This is a genomic window from Myxococcus sp. MxC21-1 (assembly GCF_032612255.1).
GTDB classification, from domain to species: domain Bacteria; phylum Myxococcota; class Myxococcia; order Myxococcales; family Myxococcaceae; genus Myxococcus; species Myxococcus virescens.
This window is the reverse complement of sequence record NZ_CP123278.1, coordinates 7168582-7189609: the sequence shown is the minus strand read 5'-3', so window position 1 is coordinate 7189609 and position 21028 is coordinate 7168582. Positions and strand designations below refer to the sequence as shown.

10 protein-coding genes and 5 pseudogenes are annotated in these 21028 nt (G+C 70.5%); 9 read left to right on the top strand and 6 right to left on the bottom strand.

Annotated features, from left to right (window positions below):
* Positions 1 to 39 precede the first annotated feature (39 nt).
* Complete coding sequence (locus QEG98_RS31875) at positions 40 to 453, bottom strand: response regulator (RefSeq protein ID WP_167371092.1); 414 nt, start codon at positions 451 to 453, stop codon at positions 40 to 42.
* Positions 450 to 1712: a serine protease gene (locus QEG98_RS31870; protein ID WP_316563960.1), complete on the bottom strand. Its 1263-nt coding sequence runs from the start codon at positions 1710 to 1712 to the stop codon at positions 450 to 452. Before QEG98_RS31870 ends, QEG98_RS31875 begins: the two co-directional genes overlap by 4 nt.
* 378 nt (positions 1713 to 2090) lie before the next feature.
* Between QEG98_RS31870 and QEG98_RS31865 the strand changes: the two are divergent.
* The 7 genes and pseudogenes from QEG98_RS31865 to QEG98_RS31835 all read left to right on the top strand — a co-directional run bounded on the left by QEG98_RS31865 (position 2091) and on the right by QEG98_RS31835 (position 9932).
* Positions 2091 to 5673, top strand: a pseudogene (locus QEG98_RS31865) (protein kinase domain-containing protein).
* A 66-nt stretch (positions 5674 to 5739) separates the two neighbouring features.
* Positions 5740 to 6395 (top strand): annotated as a pseudogene (locus QEG98_RS31860) (2-hydroxychromene-2-carboxylate isomerase).
* A 136-nt stretch (positions 6396 to 6531) separates the two neighbouring features.
* Positions 6532 to 7178: pseudogene (locus tag QEG98_RS31855) on the top strand (hypothetical protein).
* 76 nt (positions 7179 to 7254) lie between these two features.
* Positions 7255 to 8448: an acetyl-CoA C-acetyltransferase gene (locus QEG98_RS31850; protein ID WP_316563959.1), complete on the top strand. Its 1194-nt coding sequence runs from the start codon at positions 7255 to 7257 to the stop codon at positions 8446 to 8448.
* 29 nt (positions 8449 to 8477) lie between these two features.
* Positions 8478 to 8693, top strand: coding sequence for a hypothetical protein (locus QEG98_RS31845; RefSeq protein WP_026113800.1), 216 nt, complete (start codon positions 8478 to 8480; stop codon positions 8691 to 8693).
* Positions 8694 to 8856: 163 nt separating this feature from the next.
* Positions 8857 to 9054, top strand: coding sequence for a hypothetical protein (locus QEG98_RS31840; protein ID WP_013938428.1), 198 nt, complete (start codon positions 8857 to 8859; stop codon positions 9052 to 9054).
* A 149-nt stretch (positions 9055 to 9203) separates the two neighbouring features.
* Positions 9204 to 9932, top strand: coding sequence for a DUF1751 domain-containing protein (locus QEG98_RS31835; RefSeq protein WP_140866253.1), 729 nt, complete (start codon positions 9204 to 9206; stop codon positions 9930 to 9932).
* A gap of 18 nt (positions 9933 to 9950) precedes the next feature.
* On the opposite strand, the pseudogene QEG98_RS31830 reads toward QEG98_RS31835, so the two are convergent.
* Positions 9951 to 11587 (bottom strand): annotated as a pseudogene (locus tag QEG98_RS31830) (sigma 54-interacting transcriptional regulator).
* Positions 11588 to 11729: 142 nt separating this feature from the next.
* Between QEG98_RS31830 and QEG98_RS31825 the strand changes: the two are divergent.
* Positions 11730 to 12605, top strand: a complete 876-nt coding sequence (locus tag QEG98_RS31825; RefSeq protein ID WP_316563958.1) for a class III extradiol ring-cleavage dioxygenase — start codon at positions 11730 to 11732, stop codon at positions 12603 to 12605.
* Positions 12606 to 12636: 31 nt separating this feature from the next.
* Positions 12637 to 13251: a YceI family protein gene (locus QEG98_RS31820; protein ID WP_140866244.1), complete on the top strand. Its 615-nt coding sequence runs from the start codon at positions 12637 to 12639 to the stop codon at positions 13249 to 13251.
* 101 nt (positions 13252 to 13352) lie between these two features.
* Here QEG98_RS31820 and QEG98_RS31815 read toward each other — a convergent pair whose 3' ends face one another.
* The 3 genes and pseudogenes from QEG98_RS31815 to QEG98_RS31805 all read right to left on the bottom strand — a co-directional run bounded on the left by QEG98_RS31815 (position 13353) and on the right by QEG98_RS31805 (position 21012).
* On the bottom strand, positions 13353 to 14129 hold the full coding sequence (locus QEG98_RS31815) for a DUF6982 domain-containing protein (RefSeq protein WP_316563957.1): 777 nt from the start codon (positions 14127 to 14129) through the stop codon (positions 13353 to 13355).
* A complete protein-coding gene (locus tag QEG98_RS31810; RefSeq protein WP_316563956.1) occupies positions 14072 to 19474 on the bottom strand; it encodes a hypothetical protein in 5403 nt (1800 codons plus the stop codon). Before QEG98_RS31810 ends, QEG98_RS31815 begins: the two co-directional genes overlap by 58 nt.
* Before the next feature lie 147 nt (positions 19475 to 19621).
* Positions 19622 to 21012, bottom strand: a pseudogene (locus tag QEG98_RS31805) (peptidase MA family metallohydrolase).
* Positions 21013 to 21028: the final 16 nt, after the last annotated feature.

Here is a 21028-nt window from a genome sequence, read left to right as displayed (position 1 = left end):
CGGGACGCGCCGTGCCGGGGGGCTTCGAGGTGAGCGGTCTCAGCTCTTCCACGCGGGCTGGATGGTGGGCGCGGCCGGGGTGACGGCCTCCGTGCGAGCCAGCAGCGCGTGAAGCTGGGCGATGAGCACGGGCGGTTTCACCGGCTTGACCAGGTAGGCGTCCGGGACGGGCTGGTCCGCGGGTCCTTCCGTGCGAGGCGCATAACCGCTGACGAAGATGACGGGGATGTGCTTGAGCGTGGGCTCGGAGCGGAAGTGGCCACAGAGCGCGTAGCCGTCCATTCCGTCCATGTTCACATCGGAGATGAGTACATCGGGCGGGTGTGCCAGGGCCTGCTGAAGCCCCGACTCGCCGTCGGCCGCCGTGGTGCAGTCAAACTCGCCGGACAGCAGGAGACGGAGCGTCTCCCGCATCGTCCACGAATTCTCGACGATGAGGACCTTCGGCTTCACGACACCCCGACTCTCAGGGAGGCAGCCGCCCGGCGGTGCCCGGTGCACACGCTCTCCCCCGGCGAAAGGCCCAGCATCACCCCACGCGCCAGCCGGGGCAAGAGGGGGTGCTCAGCACCCCTCGGGTCCGTGGGGGCCGCGGCGCGGCGCCTACTCCTCCGGAGGGGGCTCACGAGGCCCTGACGCGAGACGGCGGAGTCGGGCTCCTCGTCGCCTCGGGCTTCCCTCTCGGGGACATCTTGGGACGTCCACTCCTCGCCGCGCTCCACGCGCGCCTCCCACGGCGTGTCGGCATGGGGCGCCGCGTCGCCGTGCTCGTGGGCGAGGTGCCGGGAGGCGTCCGCCGCGCCACGGTCCTGCGCGTCCGCCACCTGCCCGCGGTTGCGCGGTTGGAAATTCTCCCCGGCGTGGAAGCCCGCCTGCTGGTCATCTCCAATGTCCCTGGGCCGCGCGTCCTGGGGGCCCTTGTCCTTCTTGCCAGCCATGGTGCCGTCTCCGTGGGTCGGGAGGGCGTGAGGTTCCGCCCCGTTCGCTTCAAGTTCGGAGCGGGCGGCCCCTGGGGCAACGATGCCAGGGCCCACTGACGGGAGGGCGGCCTGGCGAGGCGGAGGCGGCGCCTGCCGGGCCAGGGCTGGTCGCCTTCGCGACAGCTGCGCCACCACCTCCGCGAGCCCCGCGGTGGGCGCGGCGATGCGGCAGGCGGCCCCGCCGTGGACCAGCCCCACCACCTGCATGCGCGCGTCCACCAACGGCGCGCCGGAGTCTCCCGGCCGGCCCCGGATGGTGGTGAAGAGCGCGGCGGGCACCTCGGGAAGCGAAGGGCAGCGGCCCAGCCGCTCCAGCACGGCCTGCTGAGGCTCGTCGGGACGGTCATTGCGGCCCGCGAACACCAGCGGCTCGCCCGGAGCGGGCAGGGCCTGGGCGACGTCCAGTGGACGCACGGGCGCTGGCGCGTCCAGGCGGAGGACGGCGATGTCCCGGCCCCGGTCCACGTGCACAGCGCTGCCGTCCATCCGGCGTCCGCCCAGGAAGGACAAGGGCACCCGCGTGTCCTCATTCCGGAGGCAGTGCGCGGCGGTGAGAATGTGCCGGCCGTCTTCCACCACCACGCCCGCGCAGTGGCCCGGCTCCAGCGTCACCGTCGCCGCCGCCACGTCGTCGAGGTCCGGCGGTGTCTCCTCCTCCGACGTGTGGCATGCCGTCAGCAGCAACGCCCCCACGCCCGCCCCCAGCCACGTCCTCCAGCCCGCGTCCCTCATCCATCACCCTCGTGGCCCGCTCACCCGGCCGGCGCCTTCGAGGGAGGATGTGCACCCACGCGTCCGGGGCTTCGGGCAGGGCTGCCAGGCCGCCGTCCAGCCGAGGCCCGTGTTGTCAGGTGCTTGTCGCCTGGGGCCGCATGCGCGGTGCGACACTCAACGCCGACACGGCACTGATGATGTGTGCCTGTCGCAAGGAAACGTGATATCCCATGAACTTCTGCATTTCGCTGACCCCGCCGGTTCCCCTTCGTGAGCGACGAGGAGAAGACAGCAGTCCTGGACGAGCGCAGCCGTCCTCCGAGTTCATGGGGGGACCGCATCCGCACGCCCATCACCCTGCCGGGAGCGCGCGCCGGGGAGCGCCGCTCGTTGGCCGTGGGCATGGTGGTGACGGGGCGCTACCGGGTGGAAGGGCTGCTGGGCGAAGGCGGCATGGGCCGCATCTGGCTGGCCACGGACCTGCACGAGCACCGCCGGGTTGCGCTCAAGGAGATGCAGGTCCCCGCGGGCCTGACGGCGGGCAAGACGGAGGAGCTGGTGCTGATGTTCCGGCACGAGTTCTTCGCCATGAAGAAGCTCCAGCACCCCGGCACCCTCAAGGTCTTCGACTGGGGCATGACGGAGGCCGGCAACCGCTTCATCACCATGGAGGTGGTGGACGGGCAGGACCTGAGCTCGCTGGGGCGTGAGTCGCCACTGGACACGCGCACGCTGTACCGCGTGCTCATCCAGATGTCCCAGGTCCTGGCCTTCCTGCACTCGCGGCTGTACGTGCATTGCGACATCAAGGCCAGCAACATCCGCATCACCAGCGCGGGCGCGGTGAAGCTGATGGACTTCGGCGTCATGCACCAGCTGGGCACCCCCAGCCCCGGCCGCCTCAAGGGCACGCTGGAGTACCTGGCGCCGGAGTGGCAGCGCGGCGCGAGCATCGACGGGCGTGCGGACCTCTATTCGCTGGGCGTCATGGCCTACTACCTGGTCACGCGCCGGCTGCCCTTCAAGCGCAACACCCCGGCGGCGCTCCTGGCGGACCACCTGACGCGGCCGCCGCCGAAGCCGTCCACGATTTGCCCGGTGGATCCGCAGCTGGAGGAGATCATCCTCCTGCTGTTGGCGAAGGATCCGCGCGAGCGCTTCCAGGACGCCAGTGAGCTGATGGAGGCGCTCTGCCACGCCAGCGGCGAGCCGATGCCGGAGGAGCCGCTGTCGGCGCGCGCCAGCTACCTGCACGTGCCGGAAGTGGTGGGCCGCGCCGCGGAGCTGGAAGCGCTGATGAACGGCCTGGCCGAGGCGGACTGGGGCCAGTCGCGCGCGGTGCTCATCGGCGCGCCCGCGGGCGTGGGCAAGACGCGGCTGCTCCAGGAGTTCGAGCTCCAGGCGAAGCTGGCGGAGCTGCCCTTCGGCCGGGGCCAGTGCCGCGCGGAGGGGCAGGCCCCGTTGACGCCCATCGTCCAGGCAGTGCGGTGCCTGGTGCCGCTCACGCCCTCGGAGATGATGGAGCGCCTCGGGCCGAAGCTGCGGCAGCTGCTCCCGGGCCTGACTCCGGACGCGGGCGAAGTGCATCCGGTGGCGGGCGAGGAGAAGCTGGCCTTCTTCGGCGCGCTGGCGGAGTGGGTGCAGGCGCTGGGCCGGCGGATGACGCTGGTGCTGTGCTTCGAGGACCTGCAGTGGGCCGACAGCGCCACGCTGGAGGTGCTCAACGTCCTCATCCGCGCCCTGTACGGCACGCGCGGCATGGTGGTGGGCACGTTCCGGAACGGCGAGCTGAGCCGCCTGAGCCTGGCCTTCCAGACGGTGGACGAGAAAATCACCACCCGCATGGACCTGGAGCCGCTGGCCGCCGAGCACGTGCGCACGCTGGTGGAGCTGGCGCTGCCGGGGCTGGCCGTGCCGGAGGCCTTCGTCACGCGGTTGCATGAGACGACGGGCGGCAATGCCTTCTTCGCCACCGAGTGCCTGCGCGCGCTGGTGGAGGAAGGCGCGCTGACGCGGGTGGGCGGCCGGTGGAGCGCCGTCGAGGGGCTGGACACACGGCCGCTGCCCGCCAGCATCCACGACGCGGTGCTCGCGCGCCTGGGCAGTGCTCCGGCGGAGCAGGTGTCGCTGCTGCGCCAATTGGCGCCCGCGGGCCGCAGCCTGGAGCTGCCCATGCTCCGCGCGCTGGCGGAGCTGCCCGAGTCCGAGCTGTTCGCGGTGCTGGACGGCATCGTGGAGCGGCAGTTCCTCCAGGAGGTGGAGGGCCGCTACGTCTTCACGCACGACACCGTGCACCAGGCCGTCTACGACAGCACGCCCGAGGAGGCGCGGCGCGTGGCGCACGGCCGCGTGGCGCTGGCGCTCCAGACGCTGCACTCGTCGCGGCCGGAGCTGTCGCGCACGGTGGGGTGGCACTACCTGCGCTCGTCGGAGCCGGAGCTGGCCATTGGCCCGCTGCTGGACGCGGGCCGGGCCGCCATCGAGGCGCAGGCGCTGCTGGAGGCGACGCTGCTGCTGAAGGAAGCGGCGATGCTGCTGGAGGCCGCGCCGGACTTCCCGGGCCGTGACAGGCTGCTGCTGCGCATCTGGGTGACGATGGTGGAGGTGGGCTATTCGAGCGACCCGCCCACCTCGCTCGTCTTCGCGCGGAAGCTGAGCGACCACTGGACCTCCACGGTGGACCTGGTGGACGGGCGGACGCAGGCGGTGGCCGCGCTGGAGGCCGCGTGCGCCGCGCCCGAAGCGGAGCGTCCCGCGCGCCTGAAGGCGCTGTTCCGCGAACGGGAGGCGGACACGTTCGCCAGCACCGCGGACGTCTTCTGGAAGCAGGCCGAGCTGCGCATCCTCCAGGCCATGGCGCTGGCCAGCGTGGGCCGCACGGAGGAGCTGACGGCGCTGCTGGAGCGCGTGCGGGCCGAGCAGCCGGAGGTGTCGCCCTACCGCGCCGCGGTGCAACTGGCGCCCGCCCAGTTGTGTGCCTACACGGGCCGCTTCTCCGGTGTGCTGGAGACGCAGTACGAGCAACTGAACCGGCTTCGCGGGCTGTGCGAGGTGATGGGCCGGCTCCCCAAGCGCCTGGCGTGGGCGCTGGGCATGGGCGGCTTCACGATGAACATGAACCTGGCGCTGCGCGGCGAGCCGCTGGACGCGCAGGCGCTGCGCGACGGGTACGCCGTGGCGGAGGCCCATGGGTTCACGGACGTGCGCGGCTTCCATCTGTTCGCGGTGGTGACGCGCGCGGCCTTCACGGGCGACGGCGCGGCGTTCGTCCCGGCCTTCACGGAGAAGACGGAGCTGGTGCGGCGGCTGGGCAACCCCGGTTGATGGAGCGCAACCTGGCCCTCTTCACACCGCCGTACTACCTGGAGCGCGGCGAGCACGAGCACGTGGCCGCGGTGGTGGCCCGCGCCGAGGCGCTGGCGCGGGTGCTGCCGGAGGACCGGTGGCTCCAGTGTCACCTGCGGGTGTATCAGGCCTGCCGCGACGTGCTCTTCGAGGATGCGGGTGCGGCGCGCCGCTCACTTCCCGCGGCCCTTGCCGCCGCGCGCGAGGGCGGCGTCCGCATGGAGACGCTGCTGCGCGTCTACCAGTCCCGCTTCGAGCGGGAGCAGGGCAACCTGGTGGCGGCGCAGGACGCGGCGGAGACGGCGCTGGCGCGGGCCACGGACCCGGTGCTGGCCAATCCGTGGGATGAAATCCTCTCCCGCCGGGCGCTGGCGGCGCTGCTGCCCGGTGAGGAGGGCCGGCGCACCTGCGCCGGGCGCTCGCGCTGGCGGAGCTGACGGGCAACGTGCTCCAGGTGGGGCTGGTGCGCCTGGCGCTCGCGGAGCGCGCGCGGGACGCGGAGTCCTCCGTGGTGGCGCTGGAGGCGGCCGAGGCGGCCTTCATGGATGCCCGGGCCTCCAGCCTGCTGGCCCTGGCCAGCTCCCTGCGGGGTGCGCTCCAGCGCCGCGCCGGGGAGCTGCGCCAGAGCGCCTGATGTGACGCTGGAAAGTCGACGGGACTGTGTCCTCACGGCCCGGACGTGGGGCGTTAGACTCGGGCCATGGCCCACGCCCCACTGCGGTTCCTGCTGGATTTCATCTCGCCGTATGCCTACCGGCCTGGACGCGCCTGCCGGCGCTCGCCGCGCGCCATGGCCGCACCGTGGAGCCGGTGCCCGTGCTGCTCGCGGGGGTGCTCAACGCGACGGGAAACATCGGTCCCGCGGAGGTCGTGCCCAAGCGGGCCTACATCTTCAAGCAGACCTTCCGCATCGCCCATGACTTTGGCGTGCCCTTCGCGCCGCCGCCGACGCATCCCTTCAACCCGCTGCTCGCGCTGCGCGTGACGGCCGCCGTGGAGGACGTGGAGGCCCGGAGCCGGCTGGTGAGCGCCCTGTATGCCTCCGCCTGGGGCGGCGGGAAGGGGGCGGAGTCGCCCGAGGCCGTGGGCGCGGCGATTCAGGCCGCGGGGCTGGACGCCCAGGCGCTGCTCGCGGCGGCCCAGACGCAGGAGGTGAAGGACCGGGTCCGACGGAACACCGAGGCGGCGGTGGCCGCCGGGGCCTTTGGCGTGCCCACCTGTCTGGCGGACGGCGAGCTGTTCTTCGGCGTGGACTCGCTGGGGCACCTGGAGCAGTTCCTGCGCGGCGAGGACCCGCTCACCCCGGCGGACGTCGAGCGCTGGCGCACGCTGCCAGCCAGCGCGTCCCGGCGCTGAAGCCAGCGCACGCGGGCGCCGCTTTCCGCTAGGGTCCCGGAGTCATGGTCTCCGGTCGGCCCGCCTTGTTGACCTCCCTCGTATGGCTCCTCGCGCCCGTGGCGCGGGGGGCGGTGCACCTGGAGGTCCTCCCTTCATGAACGTCCTCGCCGAGTTGGGCATCGCCGTCGCCGGCCTGGTGCTGGCGCTCGTGCTGCTGTCCATGAATCTGTGGCGCAGCATCCTCTTCCTCTTCCCGTCCAGCGTGCGGGTGGAGCCCGAGGCGCCCGCGGACCAGATGGATTTGCCCCTGGAGCTGTCGGGGCGCGCCAACCAGCTCCAGGCGCTGGGGTTCGTGCCGCTGGGCAGCCACGAGGAGAAGCCGCGCCTCCAGCGCGCCACGCGCTCCTACGATTGGGCCCACCCGGGTGAGCGCGTCTTCGCCACGCTCCACGAGGGGCAGGGCGGCGTGCCCCGGCTGTACCTCCTCACCCCCTGGCCTCCGGGGGCTTCGTCATCACCGCGGACTACCGGCGCCCGGCGCTGGAGGTGCCCGGCGTCTATCTGGCGGGTTCACTGGAGGACGCTCCGCCTGACCGCCTGCTGCGCGCGCACCTGCGCCGCCTGGACGGGTTGCAGCCCGCCGGGGATTTTACCTGGGAAGGCAGGGTGGCCGCCGGGCGTTCCTGGTACCAGGGGCTCGGCCGCAAGGAAATCCGGAAACAGAACCTTCAAGGTTTGTTGTGGACCGTCATCGCGCTTGCCATCGTCGCCAGCGCCTTTTTCGGGCCGCGCGCGCCCTAGGGCCGCCCGTCCCACACGTCACGACGTCACGGCGCGCGTGCACCGCGCGCCCCATGAGAGTAGGTAGACGACCACCATGAAGAGCGTGTCCAAGAACGAGGAAATCTACTTCCTGTCCGGCAAGCGCACCCCGTTCGGTACCTACGGGGGAAGCCTGAAGGACCTCAGTGCCACCGACCTCGCCGTGGAGTCGGCGAAGGCTGCGTTGGCCCAGGCGAAGGTGTCTCCGGAAGACGTCCAGCACGTCGTCTACGGCAACGTGGTGCAGACCAGCGCGGACGCCATCTACCTGCCGCGCCACGTGGGCCTGCGCACCGGCGTGCCCGTCCCCGTGCCCGCGCTGGGGGTCAACCGGCTGTGCGGCTCCGGCTTCCAGGCCTTCATCACGGCGGCGGAGCTGATGCTCACCGAGCAGGCCGCCGTCGTGCTGGCCGGTGGCACCGAGTCCATGAGCCGGCCCCCACGTCATCCGCGGCGCCCGCTGGGGCCTGCCGCTGGGCAAGGGCAGCCTGGAGGACATGCTGTGGACGGCCCTCACCGACAGCTACACCGGCCGGCCATGGCGCTCACCGCCGAGCAGCTCGCGGTGGACTACTCGCTCACGCAGGACCAGGTGGACGAGTACGCCGTCCTCACCCAGAAGCGCTTCGCCGCCGCGCAGGAGGCGGGCCGCTTCCAGGATGAAATCGCCCCCGTCACGCTGAAGACGAAGAAGGGGGAGACGGTGGTGTCCCGGGACGAGCACAACCGCCCGGAGACGTCGGTGGAGAGCCTGCGCAAGCTGCCCAAGGTCTTCAAGAAGGACGGCGTGGTGCACGCGGGCGCGGCCAGCGGCATCTGCGACGGCGCCGGCTCCATGGTGATGGCCACCGGCAGCTTCGTGAAGAAGCACGGCCTGCAGCCCATTGCCCGGCTCGTCAACTGGGGCGTCTCCGGCTGCGACCCGAAAATCATGGGCATCGGCCCCGCGCCGGCCATCCGCCAGCTGCTGGAGCGCGCCCAGTGTCAGCTGTCGGACATCGACCTCTTCGAGGTCAACGAGGCCTTCGCGCCGCAGTACCTGGCGGTGGAGAAGGAGCTGGGGCTGCCCCGCGAGCGCACCAACGTCAACGGCGGCGCCATCGCCGTGGGGCACCCGCTGGGGGCTTCCGGCGCGCGCATCACCACCACGTTGGTGTACGAGCTGAAGCGTCGCGGCGCCCGCTATGGTATCGGGTCCGCCTGCATCGGTGGCGGCCAGGGCATCGCGGTGCTCGTCGAGGCGCTCTGATGGCACAGGACTTCCAACCAGGACGCGAGATGAGCAACGAGGTGGACGCGAAGACGGCGCGTGAGCGGGCCAAGGCCATCGCGGAGCAGCGCCGCGCCGAGCGTCGCAACCGCAAGCGCAAGTGCGTGGTGTGCAGCGTGGAGGAGAGCGACAAGACGCCCCTGACGGCACACCCCGAAGGCATTGGCCCGGCCTGCAAGGACGAGGTCACCTGCCTGTCGCGCAAGGCTGCCAGCGGCCGGTGACGTTCCAGCCCCCGGGCCCGCGCGCTCCGTGCGAGGCTCGGGAGCCCACCTCCCGGGTGGGATGCCCAGGACGCGTAAGGGCCGGATTGTCGGGCCCGATTCTTGATGGCGGAATCGTCTCGGGGTAAACGTCCAGAATCTCTGGTTTATGACGAGGGTCGGAATGGGCGTTATCAGCTTCACGGGCGTCAAGGTGTTCTCCACCACGCTCGCGCGTGACCGCGAGAACATGGGTGAGAACATCACCAAGTGGCTCAAGGAGAACTCCAACCTCGAGGTGGTCGACAGGGTGGTGACGCAGTCCTCCGACAAGGAGTTCCACTGCTTGACCATCACGCTCTTCTACAAGCCGAAGGCCTGATTGGCCGCGAGGCAGTTGACGAAGCGAGGGTGTTCGAGGGCGCTTTCCCCGATGTCGGGGATGGGCGCCCTTCGTCATTTGGGGTTGCGAAGCGAGCGGTGTTCCACCACCTTTGGACGGCTCTGAGCAACGAGAGGATGGTGTACTGAATGCGACCGATGAGGAGCTTCGGAGGCGGGGGCGGCGGCATGGGACTGCCCGGCCTGGAGACCACGGCGTCCAAGTTGGCGGTGGCGCTGGTGGCGGGCTCCGTGATGTTCCACCTCACGAAGTCGCAGTCGGGTGGTTTGCTGCTGCTGTTCCCGGACCTGGTGTTCGGCAAGCTCTTCCTGTGGCAGCCGCTGACGTATGCCTTCATCGAGTCCAGTCCCATCGGCATCATCTTCGGCGCCATCATCACCTGGTCCATTGGCGGCTACCTGGAGTCCATCTGGGGCAGCAGGCGCCTGTTGATGGTGGCGCTGGGCATCGCGGTGAGCGCGGGCCTCATCACTTCGCTGCTGGCCATGCTGGTGCCCGGCGCGACGGTGCAGGCGTACGCGGGCGGCAACGTCATGACGTCGGTGCTGTGGGTGTCCTACGGACTCTCCATTGGCCGGGGACAGACGAACTTCTGGGGTTTGCCGCTGTCGGGCAACGCGCTGGCGGGCATCGGTGCGGGCTTCGTCGTCCTGTCGGCCGTCACCAGTGGCTGGCAGACGCAGGTGCCGGACCTGCTCGGCCTCTGCATGGCGTTCGCCTACGTGCGCGGTGCCAGCCCGCGCAAGCTGTGGCTGCACCTGCAGCACTGGCGGCTGCAGCGTCAGTTGAAGGGCCGCTCCAAGCACCTGCAGGTGGTGCGGCAGGACCGGCCGGACCGGGACCAGTACCTCAACTGACGCCGGGCCCTTCGCGACTCAGTGGGCCGCCTCCGGGTGGCCGTACTGCTTGAGCTTGCGGTAGAGCGTCGCCACGCCGATGTCGAGCTGCTCGGCGGTGCGCGCGCGGTTGCCGCCGTTCTGCGCCAGCACCGCCAGGATGTAGTGCTTCTCCATGTCCTCCAGCCGCTGCGGATTGCCGGTGGGCACCAGGCTGGGAGGCGCGGCGCGGACCTCCTCCGGCAGGTCCTCCCGCTCCACCCGAGTGCCCTCGCACAGCGCCACCGCGCGCTCCACGGCGTTGCTCAACTCACGCACGTTGCCGGGCCACGCATAGCGCAGCAGCTGGTCCACCGCGTCCGGGGACAGGCCGGACACCCTGCGGCCCAGGCGCTCCGCAGCCTCGGCAAGCAGCAGCCGCGCGAGGGGAGCACGTCGTCGCGGCGCTCACGCAGCGGCGGAATCTTCAGCTCGATGACGCGCAGCCGGTAGTAGAGGTCCTGACGGAAGCGCCCCTGGCGGACTTCCTCCGCGAGGTCGCGGTTGGTGGCAGCCACCAGCCGCACGTCCACCTTGCGGCTGGTGTTCTCACCCACGCGGCGCACCTCGCGCTCCTGCAGCACGCGCAGCAGCTTGGCCTGCATGGACGGTGGCACCTCGCCCACTTCATCCAGGAAGAGGGTGCCGCCATGGGCCGCTTCGAAGAGGCCGGCCCTGTCGTGGGTAGCGCCGGTGAAGGCGCCGCGCGCGTGGCCAAACAGCTCGCTCTCCAGCAGGCTTTCCGTGACGGCGGCGCAGTTGACGGCGACGAAGGCCGTGTGCGCGCGGCCTGACTCGTCATGGATGAGGCGGGCGATGCGCTCCTTGCCCACGCCGCTCTCGCCCGTGACGAGCACCGTGGAGTCGACCTTCGCCACCCTGCGCGCCAGGTTGATGATCCGCTGCATCGCCTCCGAGCGCGCCACCATGCCCGCCGGGTCCTCCGTCACGCCCGCGCGCGCCAGCGACTGCCGCTTCGCGCGCAGCTTGCGCTCCGCCTGCCGCAGCGCCTCCGTCACCTGCGCCAACATGCCTTCCATGCACTGGGTTTCATAGAGGCGCAGCACCTCCGTGCACTCGGTGCTCCACTCCTCGGCGGGACGGCCCACGTAGTGGCAGGCCGCGTCGCCCTTGCCCACGCAGCGCAGCTCCGTGCCGTAGATGGGCTTGCCGTTGACGTAGCTCATGTAGCCGGACGCGAAGCCGGTGAGGCTCCAGCACACCGGCTGGTCGGACTGGCCCAGGTGCAGCAGGTGCTGCTCGGCTTCATAGGAGTCGTGCCACTGCGCTTCGGCGAAGGGCTCCGGGCCTTCGTCCGCGCGGCGCTGGACGGGCTCCACCCGGACCTGCCCCTGGAGGGTGTGCAGCCGCCCGCCTGCACGGCGCCACAGGGATTCGTCCTTCCAGGGAACCGCGCCCTTCATCGCTTCGGCCGTGCGCCAGCCGTGCGCGTAGCCCAGGCGCGTGAAGGTGCCGCGAGCCGCCGTCATCCCCATCAGCTTGATGAGCTCCTTGCGGAGCAGCCCCAGCGCCACCGGGTCCATCAGCAGCACGCGCTGGCCTCCGAAGTGGATGAGCCCACCCCCCGGCTCGAACGACAGCAGCTCACTCAAGTCCAGCTCGAAACGGCCACCCACGCTGTACGACTCCTTCCAGAATGAGTGGAGTCTCTATCGTTTTGAGAGGTCCGTTGCACGGGAGGTTTAGGGAGCGGAGCAAATCCAATAGGTTGGAGTTTTGGGTGTCGTGGTCCTCCGGTTGCATTAGAAGGCGGCCGTCATGGGCGACGAACTCGACAGACGCGTGGTGCTTCAAGGCGCGGCGGCGGCCGGGGTGGTGGGTGTGCTGGGGGCGGGTGGCCCTGGCGGCGGCCGTGCCGTGGCCCCCGCGGCGTTCATCTCTCACGGCTCACCGATGGTGGCCCTGGACGCGGATGCCTACCCGCAGGCACTGCGTCGCTTCGGCGGCGAGGCCCAGGCGCGGGCCCTGGTGGTGGTGTCCGCCCATTGGGAGACGCCCGGCGAGATTCGTGTCACCGCCAGCGCGCAGCCGTCCCTCATTCATGACTTCTATGGCTTTCCCGAGCCGCTCTACCGCCTTCGCTACGGCGCTCCGGGTGCGCCGTCCCTGGCCCATGACGTGGTCGCCCGGCTGAAGGCGGGTGGGTTGCCCACCGTGGCTGACGCGGAGCGCGGCTGGGACCACGGCGCGTGGGTGCCGCTGCTGCATGCCTTCCCGGAGGCGAAGCTCCCCGTCGTCCAGGTCTCCATGCCGCTGGGCGCGAGCCCCGCGGACATCGCGCGGATGGGCGAACTCCTCCGGCCGCTGCGCGCGCAGGGCGTGCTGTTGATGGGCAGCGGCGGCATCGTCCACAACCTGCGCCGGCTGAATTTCCAGGAGAAGGCGGCGTCCGTCGAGCCGTGGGCAGCGGCCTTCGATGCGTGGATTGCGCAGAAGCTGGAGGCGCGAGACTTCACCGGCCTTCAGTCATGGTTGGATGCACCGAACGCGCGGCTCGCGCATCCAAGGGCCGAACATTTGATGCCGCTCTATTTCGTCCTCGGAGCTGCCCTCCCCGAGGACCGTCTCACCCCCGTATTCGAGGGCTTCCATCACGGAACCTTGTCCATGCGCAGCTTCGCGCTGCGCGCCTGACTTCGCTGTATCTCCCAGGAGCACACTTCCTATGAAGACGTCCATGAAGAGCGCCGTTGCCCTGTTTTTCGCCCTCCCGTCCATCGCGCTGGCCTCCACCTGGAAGGTGGATGACTCGCACTCCAGCGCCGGCTTTTCCGTCCGTCACATGATGGTGTCGAACGTCACCGGCTCGTTCAACGTGAAGAGCGGCACGGTGAACCTGGACGACAAGGACATCACCAAGTCCAAGGTCGAGGCCGTGCTGGACGCGTCCACCGTCAACACCGGCAACGCCAAGCGCGACGAGCACCTGCGGGCCCCTGACTTCTTCGACACGGCCAAGTTCCCGGAGATCACCTTCAAGTCCACCAAGGTCCAGAAGGCGGGCCAGGGCAAGCTGAAGGTCACCGGCGACCTGACCATGCACGGCGTCACCAAGCCGGTCGTCCTGGACGTCACGGGCCCGTCGAAGGAGTCCAAGGACCCCTGGGGCAACACCCGCACGGGCGTGACGGCGACCACCAAGCTGAACCGCAAGGACTTCGGCCTGGCCTACAACCAGGCGCTGGAGGCGGGCGGCGTCGCGGTGGGTGAGGAAGTCACCGTGAACCTGGAGCTGTCGCTGGTGAAGCAGGCCGACGCCGCCGCGACGGACAAGAAGTAAGCCTTCGCTTCTTCTGAAATGACGGAGGGGCCTCCCACGGTGGTGGGGGCCCTCTTTCAGGGGGCACGGTGGCCCCGCCCGTTCTTCCGGGGCGCGCCCGCTCAGCCCTCGGCCACCGCCTGCACGCTGGAGCGGTAGATGAAGATGCGCGCGGTGTTGGTGCGCTGGTCGGCGGGGATGACGAAGAAGCCCGGCGTGCTGCCGTGGAAGTCCTGGGAGAAGCCCGCGACCTGACGTCCGTCGTTGAAGGTGACCCGAATCTTCTGTCCCTCCACCTGCGGCTGACGCGCACCGGCGGCGAGCATGAAGAAGATGGCCTTCACGCGCTTGCCCGGAATCTGCTCGGCGGCGAAGCCGCTCTGCTGCTCCAGGGAGATGACCTCGTCGAGCAGGTCCGCGTCGCGGATGGTGCCGCGCTTCACCTGGCCTTCGACGGTGTGGATGATGACGCGGTGCTCGCCTTCCACGAAGGAGGTGAGGGCCGTGCCTCCGACGATGGCCGTGTCATCGAAGAGTGGCTCACGCTCCACGGCGACGTGGTTGGCGGGCGCGGCCGGCATGACGACAGCGGTGCGCTGCGGCTGCGCGGCGGTGGCCAGTGAGGCCGCCTGGGCGAAGTGCGCGGGCGCCGACGCCACGACGGGGATGGCGGCCATGGGGGCGGGCGGCGGCACCACGGCTTCTTCCTCGACGTCGATTTCGGAGACCTCCTGCTCGAGCTCCATCGAGACTTCTTCTTCCTCGATGGGCACGGCCTCGGTGGAGTCCTGCGCCTGAGCACCGAAGGGGCTGTCCGTGCTGGCGGCGGCCCACTGCGACGTCACAGGGGCGCTGTCCAGGATGGGCTCGGCCTCCTCCATGACGGGCTCCACGTCCACGGAGGTGTCATTCCACTCCGCGGAGGCAGGCGTGGCCGTGTCCGCGAGGGAGACCTCTTCAGCGGGCGCTTCGTTCCAGTTCGCCGTCTGCTCCGAGGACCACTCGGTGGTGGCGGGGGCCTCCCAGGTCGCGCTGGTGTCGTGGCTGGTCGCGGACCATTCCGCGGCCGTGGGGGCGTTGTCCGCGGGCGTGTCCCACTGCGAGGCGGCAGGCGCGCTCGTTGAGGCCCATTCGCCGGCCGGAGCGGCTTCCTCGATGGGGTCGGCCCACTCGGCCTGGACTTCCTCGGTGGCGGGCGTGGACCACGCTGCGTGGGGGCTGCCGTGGGCGTTGCCCACTCCTGCTGAGCGCCCTCCGCCGGAGCGGCGGCCCACTCTTCCTGGACTGCTACTGCCTCGGGGGCGGCCCACTCTGCCTGCGCGCCTTCCGTGGGGGCCGCCCAGGCGGGCTGGGCGGCTTCGGTCGCAGGCGAGGCCCACTCAGGCTGGGCAGTGGTTTCGGTGGCAGGTGTGGCCCACTCGGCCTGGACTTCCTCGGTGGCGGGCGATGCCCATTCCGACGCCGGTGCAGCGGCATCGGTCGCAGGCGAAGCCCACTCGGACTGGGCTCCCTCGGTCGCAGGCGAAGCCCACTCCGGTGCTGGTGCAGCGCCTTCCTCTGGCGACGCCCACTCGGCCTGGACTTCCTCGGTCGCAGGCGAAGCCCATTCCGACGACGGCGCAGCGCCTGCCTCGGGCGTGGCCCACTCGGCCTGGACTTCCTCGGTTGCAGGCGCAGCCCACTCCGACGACGGCGCAGCGCCTTCCGCGGGCGTTACCCACTCGGCCTGAACTTCCTCGGCAGCGGGATTCGCCCACTCGCCTTGCGCCTCTTCCGTCGCAGGTGAAGCCCATTCCGACGAGGCGGCGGCATCGGCAGCGGGAGTGGCCCACTCGCCTTGAACCTCTTCAGCCGCAGGCGAAGCCCACTCAGCCGGCTGCGCGGCCTCGGTCGCGGGCGTAGCCCACTCGGACTGGGCTCCCTCGGTCGCAGGCGAAGCCCACTCCGACGATGCGGCAGCTTCGGCCGCAGGCGTGGCCCACTCGGCTTGGACTTCCTCGGTCGCGGGCGAAGCCCATTCCGACGGGGCGGCGGCTTCGGTCGCGGGCGTAGCCCACTCGCCCTGAACCTCTTCAACCGCAGGCGAAGCCCACTCCGACGATGCGGCAGCTTCGGCCGCAGGCGTCGCCCACTCGGCCTGGACTTCCTCGGCGGTCGCCCACCCGTTTTCCGAAGAGGCAGTCCATTCCGCCTGAGCGGTGTCGGCGCCCGGCGTCGTCCAACCTGCCTGGGCATCCGTCGTGGCGTCAGCGGTTTCTGGCGCAGCCCATTCGGCCTGGGCCTCCGTCGTCGCGGGAGCAGCCGTCAGGGCGGCTCCATCCTGCTGGGCGGGGGCGGCCCAATCGGCTTGCACTTCCACCGGCGCTGCGTCGGGCGTAGGGGCCGACCCATCGGCCTGAACCTCAGTGGGCGCGGCCTCAGAAGACTCGGCCCACTCGGCCTGGACTTCCATGGGCGCTGCTTCAGTCGATGCCGTGTTCCAGCCTTCGCTCGAGGACGCTTCAGCCGTAGCCCACTGGGCCTGGCCGTCCTCGGCGATCGGTTCAGCCCACTCCGCTTGGATTTCGACGGGCGCGGCCTCGGTGGAGGACGAAGCCCATTCGGCCTGGGCCGCCTCGGGCGTGGCGTCTGGCGTGTTCGCAGCCCATTCCGTCTGCTCGCTGCCGAGGGCGGCTTGCGCGGCGGTCTCGGTCCACTGCGACTGCGCCTCGGTGGGCGCCTGCTCCGCGGAGGTGGCCCACTCGGGTTGGGCTTCAGGGGCTGCCGCGTCTTCGGCCGCAACCCATTCGGGCTGGAGCTCGGTGGTGGAGTCGGCCCACTCGGCCTGGCCCGCCTCGGAGGCGATGCCTGCATCGGAAGCCGCCCACGCCGCGTGGCTCGTGGCAGGCGCCGTTTGCTCGGAGGTTGTCCACTCGGAAGCGGTGACAGGCTCCGCCCACTCCGCCTGGAGCTCGACGGTCTCCGAAACAGGATCCTCCCAGCCTGCATACGCATCGCTGGATGCGGCCTGCTCGCCGGAAGTGGCCCATTCCGTCTGAGCCGCTTCCGCAGCGGGCTGCTCGGAAGTGGAAGCCCATTCAGGCTGCAACTCGATGGCGCCCGCGTCCCCCTCCGCCATCGCCACACTGCGCTCATCGGTCGGAGCGAAGTGTCCGTGGGCCAGGAACTCGTTCGCCGCGGCGAGAGGCACGGCCTCTTCGGGGTTCCCGCTCAGGTCGAACATCTCCTCGGCGGAAGGCGTGTGCGAGGACGAACGCTGCGGATCTCCCACCACCTCGATCGTTTCCGCGTGGAGGTCCGGACCCACCTGGACCGGCCGGAGCTCGAGCGATGGGACATCCGACGACGCGAAGGGCGCAGCCTCCGGCGGGAAGTCCACTTCCGAAGCGGTGGCCTCCGTGCCGACTTCGATAACCTCGAGCGTGGGCTGCTCGCTCCCGGCGTCAGCGGCCTGGAACGACGCCTCGTCCCCAGCGTGTCCGGGCGCGGACTCGACATCGATGACATCGAGCGAGGGCTCGTCGGACGACACCTCGGCCGCGTTGAGCTCCAGCGTCGGGACGCCTCCCTGCTGCGCGGGAGACTCTTCGCTCACCTCCGAGCCATCGAGGGTGATTTCAGCCGACTGCGGCTCGGCGACGTCGGAGGCCTCCAGGGAAATCTCCGCGGCCGGCTCAATCGGGGCGGACTCGGCGACGTCTGTGGCGTCGAGCGCGATTTCGGAGGGCGACTGGGCGGAAGGCGATTCGGCGACGTCGGACGCATCGAGCGCGATTTCGGGCTCGCTCATCTCGGTCGCAGTCTCGATGGCAGCCAATTCGCTGACGTCGGAGGCCGCATGCGCCGTGGTGGCAAACTCCTCGGCCGCGTCCGTGCTGCCCCAGGCGCTGGATGCGAGCGCCGTGTCGGAGGTGGCTTCGGCAGCGGTCGCCACCGAGTCCAGTTCCATCGTGGCCGCATCACTGACATCGGCGGTGTCGAGCGCCACTTCCGGATACGCGTCGGCAGTGGCCGGCTCGCTCGCTTCGGACGTCGCGAAAGCGTGCTCGCTCACAGCCGTGTCGCTGACCTCTGCGGCGTCGAGCACCGCTTCGGTGTACGGTTCGCCTGCGGCGGTTGCATCGCCTTCGCTGAAGGCCGTCTCGGCGAAGGGCTCGAACGAGGCTGCTGCGCTGCCGTAGGTGTCGGAGGGGGAGGCCTCGGCGACGACCTCGCTGCTGGCATCCGTGGACGCCAGCTCCGGCTCGGGAGCAGACGTCTCGATGACATCCGAAGCCGAGAGCGCCAATTCAGGAGCGGCTGCGGTCGTATCGCTGGACTCGGAGGCAGTCAGCGCCGCCTCGGGAGAAGCCTCCGTCGTCGCGGTGTCGCTGACGTCGGCCGTCGCGAAGTCTGCCTCATGGTAGGCCTCCGCCGTCGCGAACTCCGTCGTGGGATAGGCCTCCGCCGTCGCGAAGTCTGCAGCGGGGTAGGCTTCCGCCGTCGCGGCATCGCTGGCGTCAGACGCCGTGAGGGCCGTCTCGGGATAGACCTCCGCCACGGCGACATCGGAAGCGTCGAGCGCGATTTCGGCGGGCGAGTTGTCGGTGCCCGTTTCGGTCCCGGCAGGCGCGTCGAACGCCATCTCCGAGGCGTGCTCAGCCGCCGCATCGCTCACGTCGGCTGCATCGAGCGCAATCTCGGTGGGCTCGGCTTCGGCCGAAGCCTCATCCGCGGTGTCGAGTGCAATCTCGGCGGGCTGTGCGTCGTACGTATCGCCCGCGCTGGCCGCGATGAAATCCGTCGCGCCGTGGTCGGCCGTCGCACTGGCATCAGCCGTCTCGTCGGTCGTCGCACCCGCGTCCCACGCATCCGCGGAGTCCGCAGCCGACGCTTCGACCATTTCGGAGGCATCGAGCGCGATTTCGGAATCCGCAGCCTGCGAGGCCGCCTCCGGCTCCGCCATGGCGGCAACGTCGATGATGTCGCCCGCATCGGCGACGTCCACGTGCTCAGTCTCGACGGCGAGCGGTGCGGAGGCCCACGCATCATCGATGGGGGCGGGAGACTGCTCGTGGGCCAGGACAGGCTCGCTGTCGGCGGTGCCGTCCAGCAACTCGACCTCGGCGGAGGGGACCTCCACTTCCGTCGAGGCCAGGGCATCGTCCGTGGGCGCCACCGGCGCATCCGGTGCCGACTCGACCTCCATCGACAGGTCGGCGAACGACGCCTCCAGGGAGGTCTCGGGTTCGGCGCTGGCGGCCACCGCCGGGGTGCCCGACCCCACTTCGGAGAAGTCATCCTCCGCGACGTTCAGGGCTTCCGGCGGCGCCTCCTCGGACACGGGCTGCGCATCCTGCTGGAGGTCCGCGGTGACGTCCGCGAACGACGCTGACGGGTCATCCGCCGCGGCCGGTTCCTCGCCGGCGGACATCGCCTCGATGTCGGGCTCCTGCTCAGCGCTCAGTGCATGCTGAGCCTGTCCACCGGCGCCCGGCGTCATCCAAGGCGCGGGCTCGCTCAGCGCGGGGATGTCGATGTCGTCTGAAAGGCTGAGGTTGTCCGGCTCGACAGCCGGCTGGTGTGCGGGAGCGGTAGGGTAGGACTGCGGATCCGCCTGCCACGCTTCGGCAGTGCCCTGGGCGTAGCCCGCATTCGGGTCATGCGCCTGCTGCGCGTAGGCCTGCGCATTCGGGTCATACGCCTGCGCGTTCGGGTCGTAGCCTTGCTGCGCGTAGGCCTGCGCGTTCGGGTCGTAACCCTGCTGCGCATAAGCCTGAGCGTTCGGGTCGTAACCCTGCTGCGCATAGGCCCGAGCGTTCGGGTCGTAACCCTGCTGCGCGTAGGCCTGCGCGTTCGGGTCATACGCCTGCGCGTTCGGGTCGTACCCCTGCTGCGCGTACGCCTGCGCGTTCGGATCGTACCCCTGGTTCGGGTCGTAGCCGGCGGGGTAGGGGTACCACTGGCCGTCGTCGGCGTAGTAGCCCTGGGGTTGCTGCTCGTAGCCGGCGGGGTAGGGGTACCACTGGCCGTCGTCGGCGTAGTAGCCCTGGGGTTGCTGCTCGTAGCCGGCGGGGTAGGGGTACCACTGGCCGTCAGCGGCGTAGTAGCCCTGGGGCGCGGCCTGCTGCTGCCAGGCGGCGGCGTCCGCGGCTGGCGTGTCATCCACGCCCAGCTGTGCGCGCAGCTCGTTCCAGCGAGCCTCCTCCACCGGAGACAGGCTTCCCAGCTTCCGCTTCTCGTCGAGAAAGCGGAATTCTCTCATCGCTGCGCGCGTGTCCGACATCCGTCACCTTGCTGCGGACAGCGTACAGCCGAGCTTCTGTCGCAGCGTAAATAGAGGGGGCTGCGAGTCTAGGGGACTCCCGGGAACGGGTAAACCAATTGGCCCAGGCCCGGCTGGCAGCCTCCCCTACTGGAGAGCGGCCCGGACGTCCTCGTCGAGGCTCGCCCGCGTCTTGCCGTAGTGCTCCGTCAGGGCCTCGTCGATGGGTCTTCCCTGTCCCACCTCACGGACCATCGTGAGGAACCGGCCCGTGCCGCCCCGCTTCACCAGCTCGCGGACCGCGACGGCGGAGGTGGCATAGGCGATGGCCGGGTTCCTCTGCATGATGAGGGACGAGCCCTCCATCTGCGCCAGTTTGGGCAGGGTGTTCGCCTTGGCGGCCTGGGCCATGTAGTTCCGGACCGACCGCTCGGGGTCCTCGCCGCCCATGTAGCGCCACTCGACGTACTCGGCCAGGCCCTCGTTGAGCCAGACGGGGAGGTTGTTCCCGTAGCCGCCGCAGAACTCATCCAGCGCGGCGTGTACGTATTCGTGGACGAGCGTGGCCTTGGTCTGCGGCGTGAGCTCCGCGGCGTCGTTGATGCGGATGGCGTTGTCGGAGTAGAGCCCGGCGACCGTTCGCGCCCGCGCCGCGCCGAAGTGCGTCTGGAACTCCGCGAGGGTGTACAGGATGATGTCCACCGGCGCGTGGCGCACCTCGCCCAGCATGCTGCGGGTGAAGTCGTAGGCCTCGTCCAGCGCGGCGACGATGCGGCCCTCGTACTCCGCGCGTTGGCCGAAGTCGCGATCGTTGTTGAAGTACCGGATGACGAAGCGGCTGTTGGAGCGCGTCCGCATGCCGTCCGCGCCGGTGCCCGACTCGTAGTTGAGGCTGGCCGAGCGCGTGTTGCCCCGTCCCTGGCCGGCCACCGCGGGCTGGGTTTCGACCATGACGGTGGGCCGCCCGCTCGTGGCGCCATTCATCCGCAGCTCCAGGCGCTCCGCCTCCCGCCGCGCGGCGGTCTCCTCCGTCGTCTTGGCGCGGGCCTGCACGAGCAGCCGCTTCGCTTCCGCGGCCTCCTTCGACTTCGCCGGCACCTTCTCCAGCGCCGCTACAGCGCCCACCGCGTCCTGTTCCTCCATCAGCAGCCGCCCCAGTTCCAGGCCGAAGGCGCCGTCCTTGGGGTACTGGGCCAGCCCCTTGCGCAGGGCGGCTTCCGCGGTGGCCCGCTGGTCCGTCTTCCGCGCGGCCCGGGCCGGCACCGCAGCGCGCCCGCGGACTCCTCGTAGACGGTGGCCCGCTCGCCCAGTGAGTACGCCATCACCGGGTCCTCGTCCTTCAGCGCCTCGCAGCCCTTCTGGAGCGCCGTGGCGACGGTGCTCCGCTGCGGGGTGGGCACGTCCGACGCCTCTCCGGCCGAGAAGGCCAGATAGAGCTCCTCCCAGGCGCGGCTGGCGGCGAGCGACTTCGCCTTCTGTCCGGGAGAAGAAGGGGCGGCGGTCAGTAGCAGGGCGGAGAGCAGGGCGGCGGGGCTCATGCCCTGAGTATCGCCG

Excerpts from the sequence above, each read along its gene's own strand:
- QEG98_RS31825 (WP_316563958.1), top strand. The coding sequence starts at position 11,730 with ATGGGCGACGAACTCGACAGACGCGTGGTGCTTCAAGGCGCGGCGGCG.
- QEG98_RS31845 (WP_026113800.1), top strand. The coding sequence starts at position 8,478 with ATGAGCAACGAGGTGGACGCGAAGACGGCGCGTGAGCGGGCCAAGGCC.
- QEG98_RS31850 (WP_316563959.1), top strand. The coding sequence starts at position 7,255 with ATGAAGAGCGTGTCCAAGAACGAGGAAATCTACTTCCTGTCCGGCAAG.
- QEG98_RS31870 (WP_316563960.1), bottom strand. The coding sequence starts at position 1,712 with ATGAGGGACGCGGGCTGGAGGACGTGGCTGGGGGCGGGCGTGGGGGCG.
- QEG98_RS31810 (WP_316563956.1), bottom strand. The coding sequence starts at position 19,474 with ATGAGAGAATTCCGCTTTCTCGACGAGAAGCGGAAGCTGGGAAGCCTG.
- QEG98_RS31835 (WP_140866253.1), top strand. The coding sequence starts at position 9,204 with ATGCGACCGATGAGGAGCTTCGGAGGCGGGGGCGGCGGCATGGGACTG.
- QEG98_RS31840 (WP_013938428.1), top strand. The coding sequence starts at position 8,857 with ATGGGCGTTATCAGCTTCACGGGCGTCAAGGTGTTCTCCACCACGCTC.
- QEG98_RS31820 (WP_140866244.1), top strand. The coding sequence starts at position 12,637 with ATGAAGACGTCCATGAAGAGCGCCGTTGCCCTGTTTTTCGCCCTCCCG.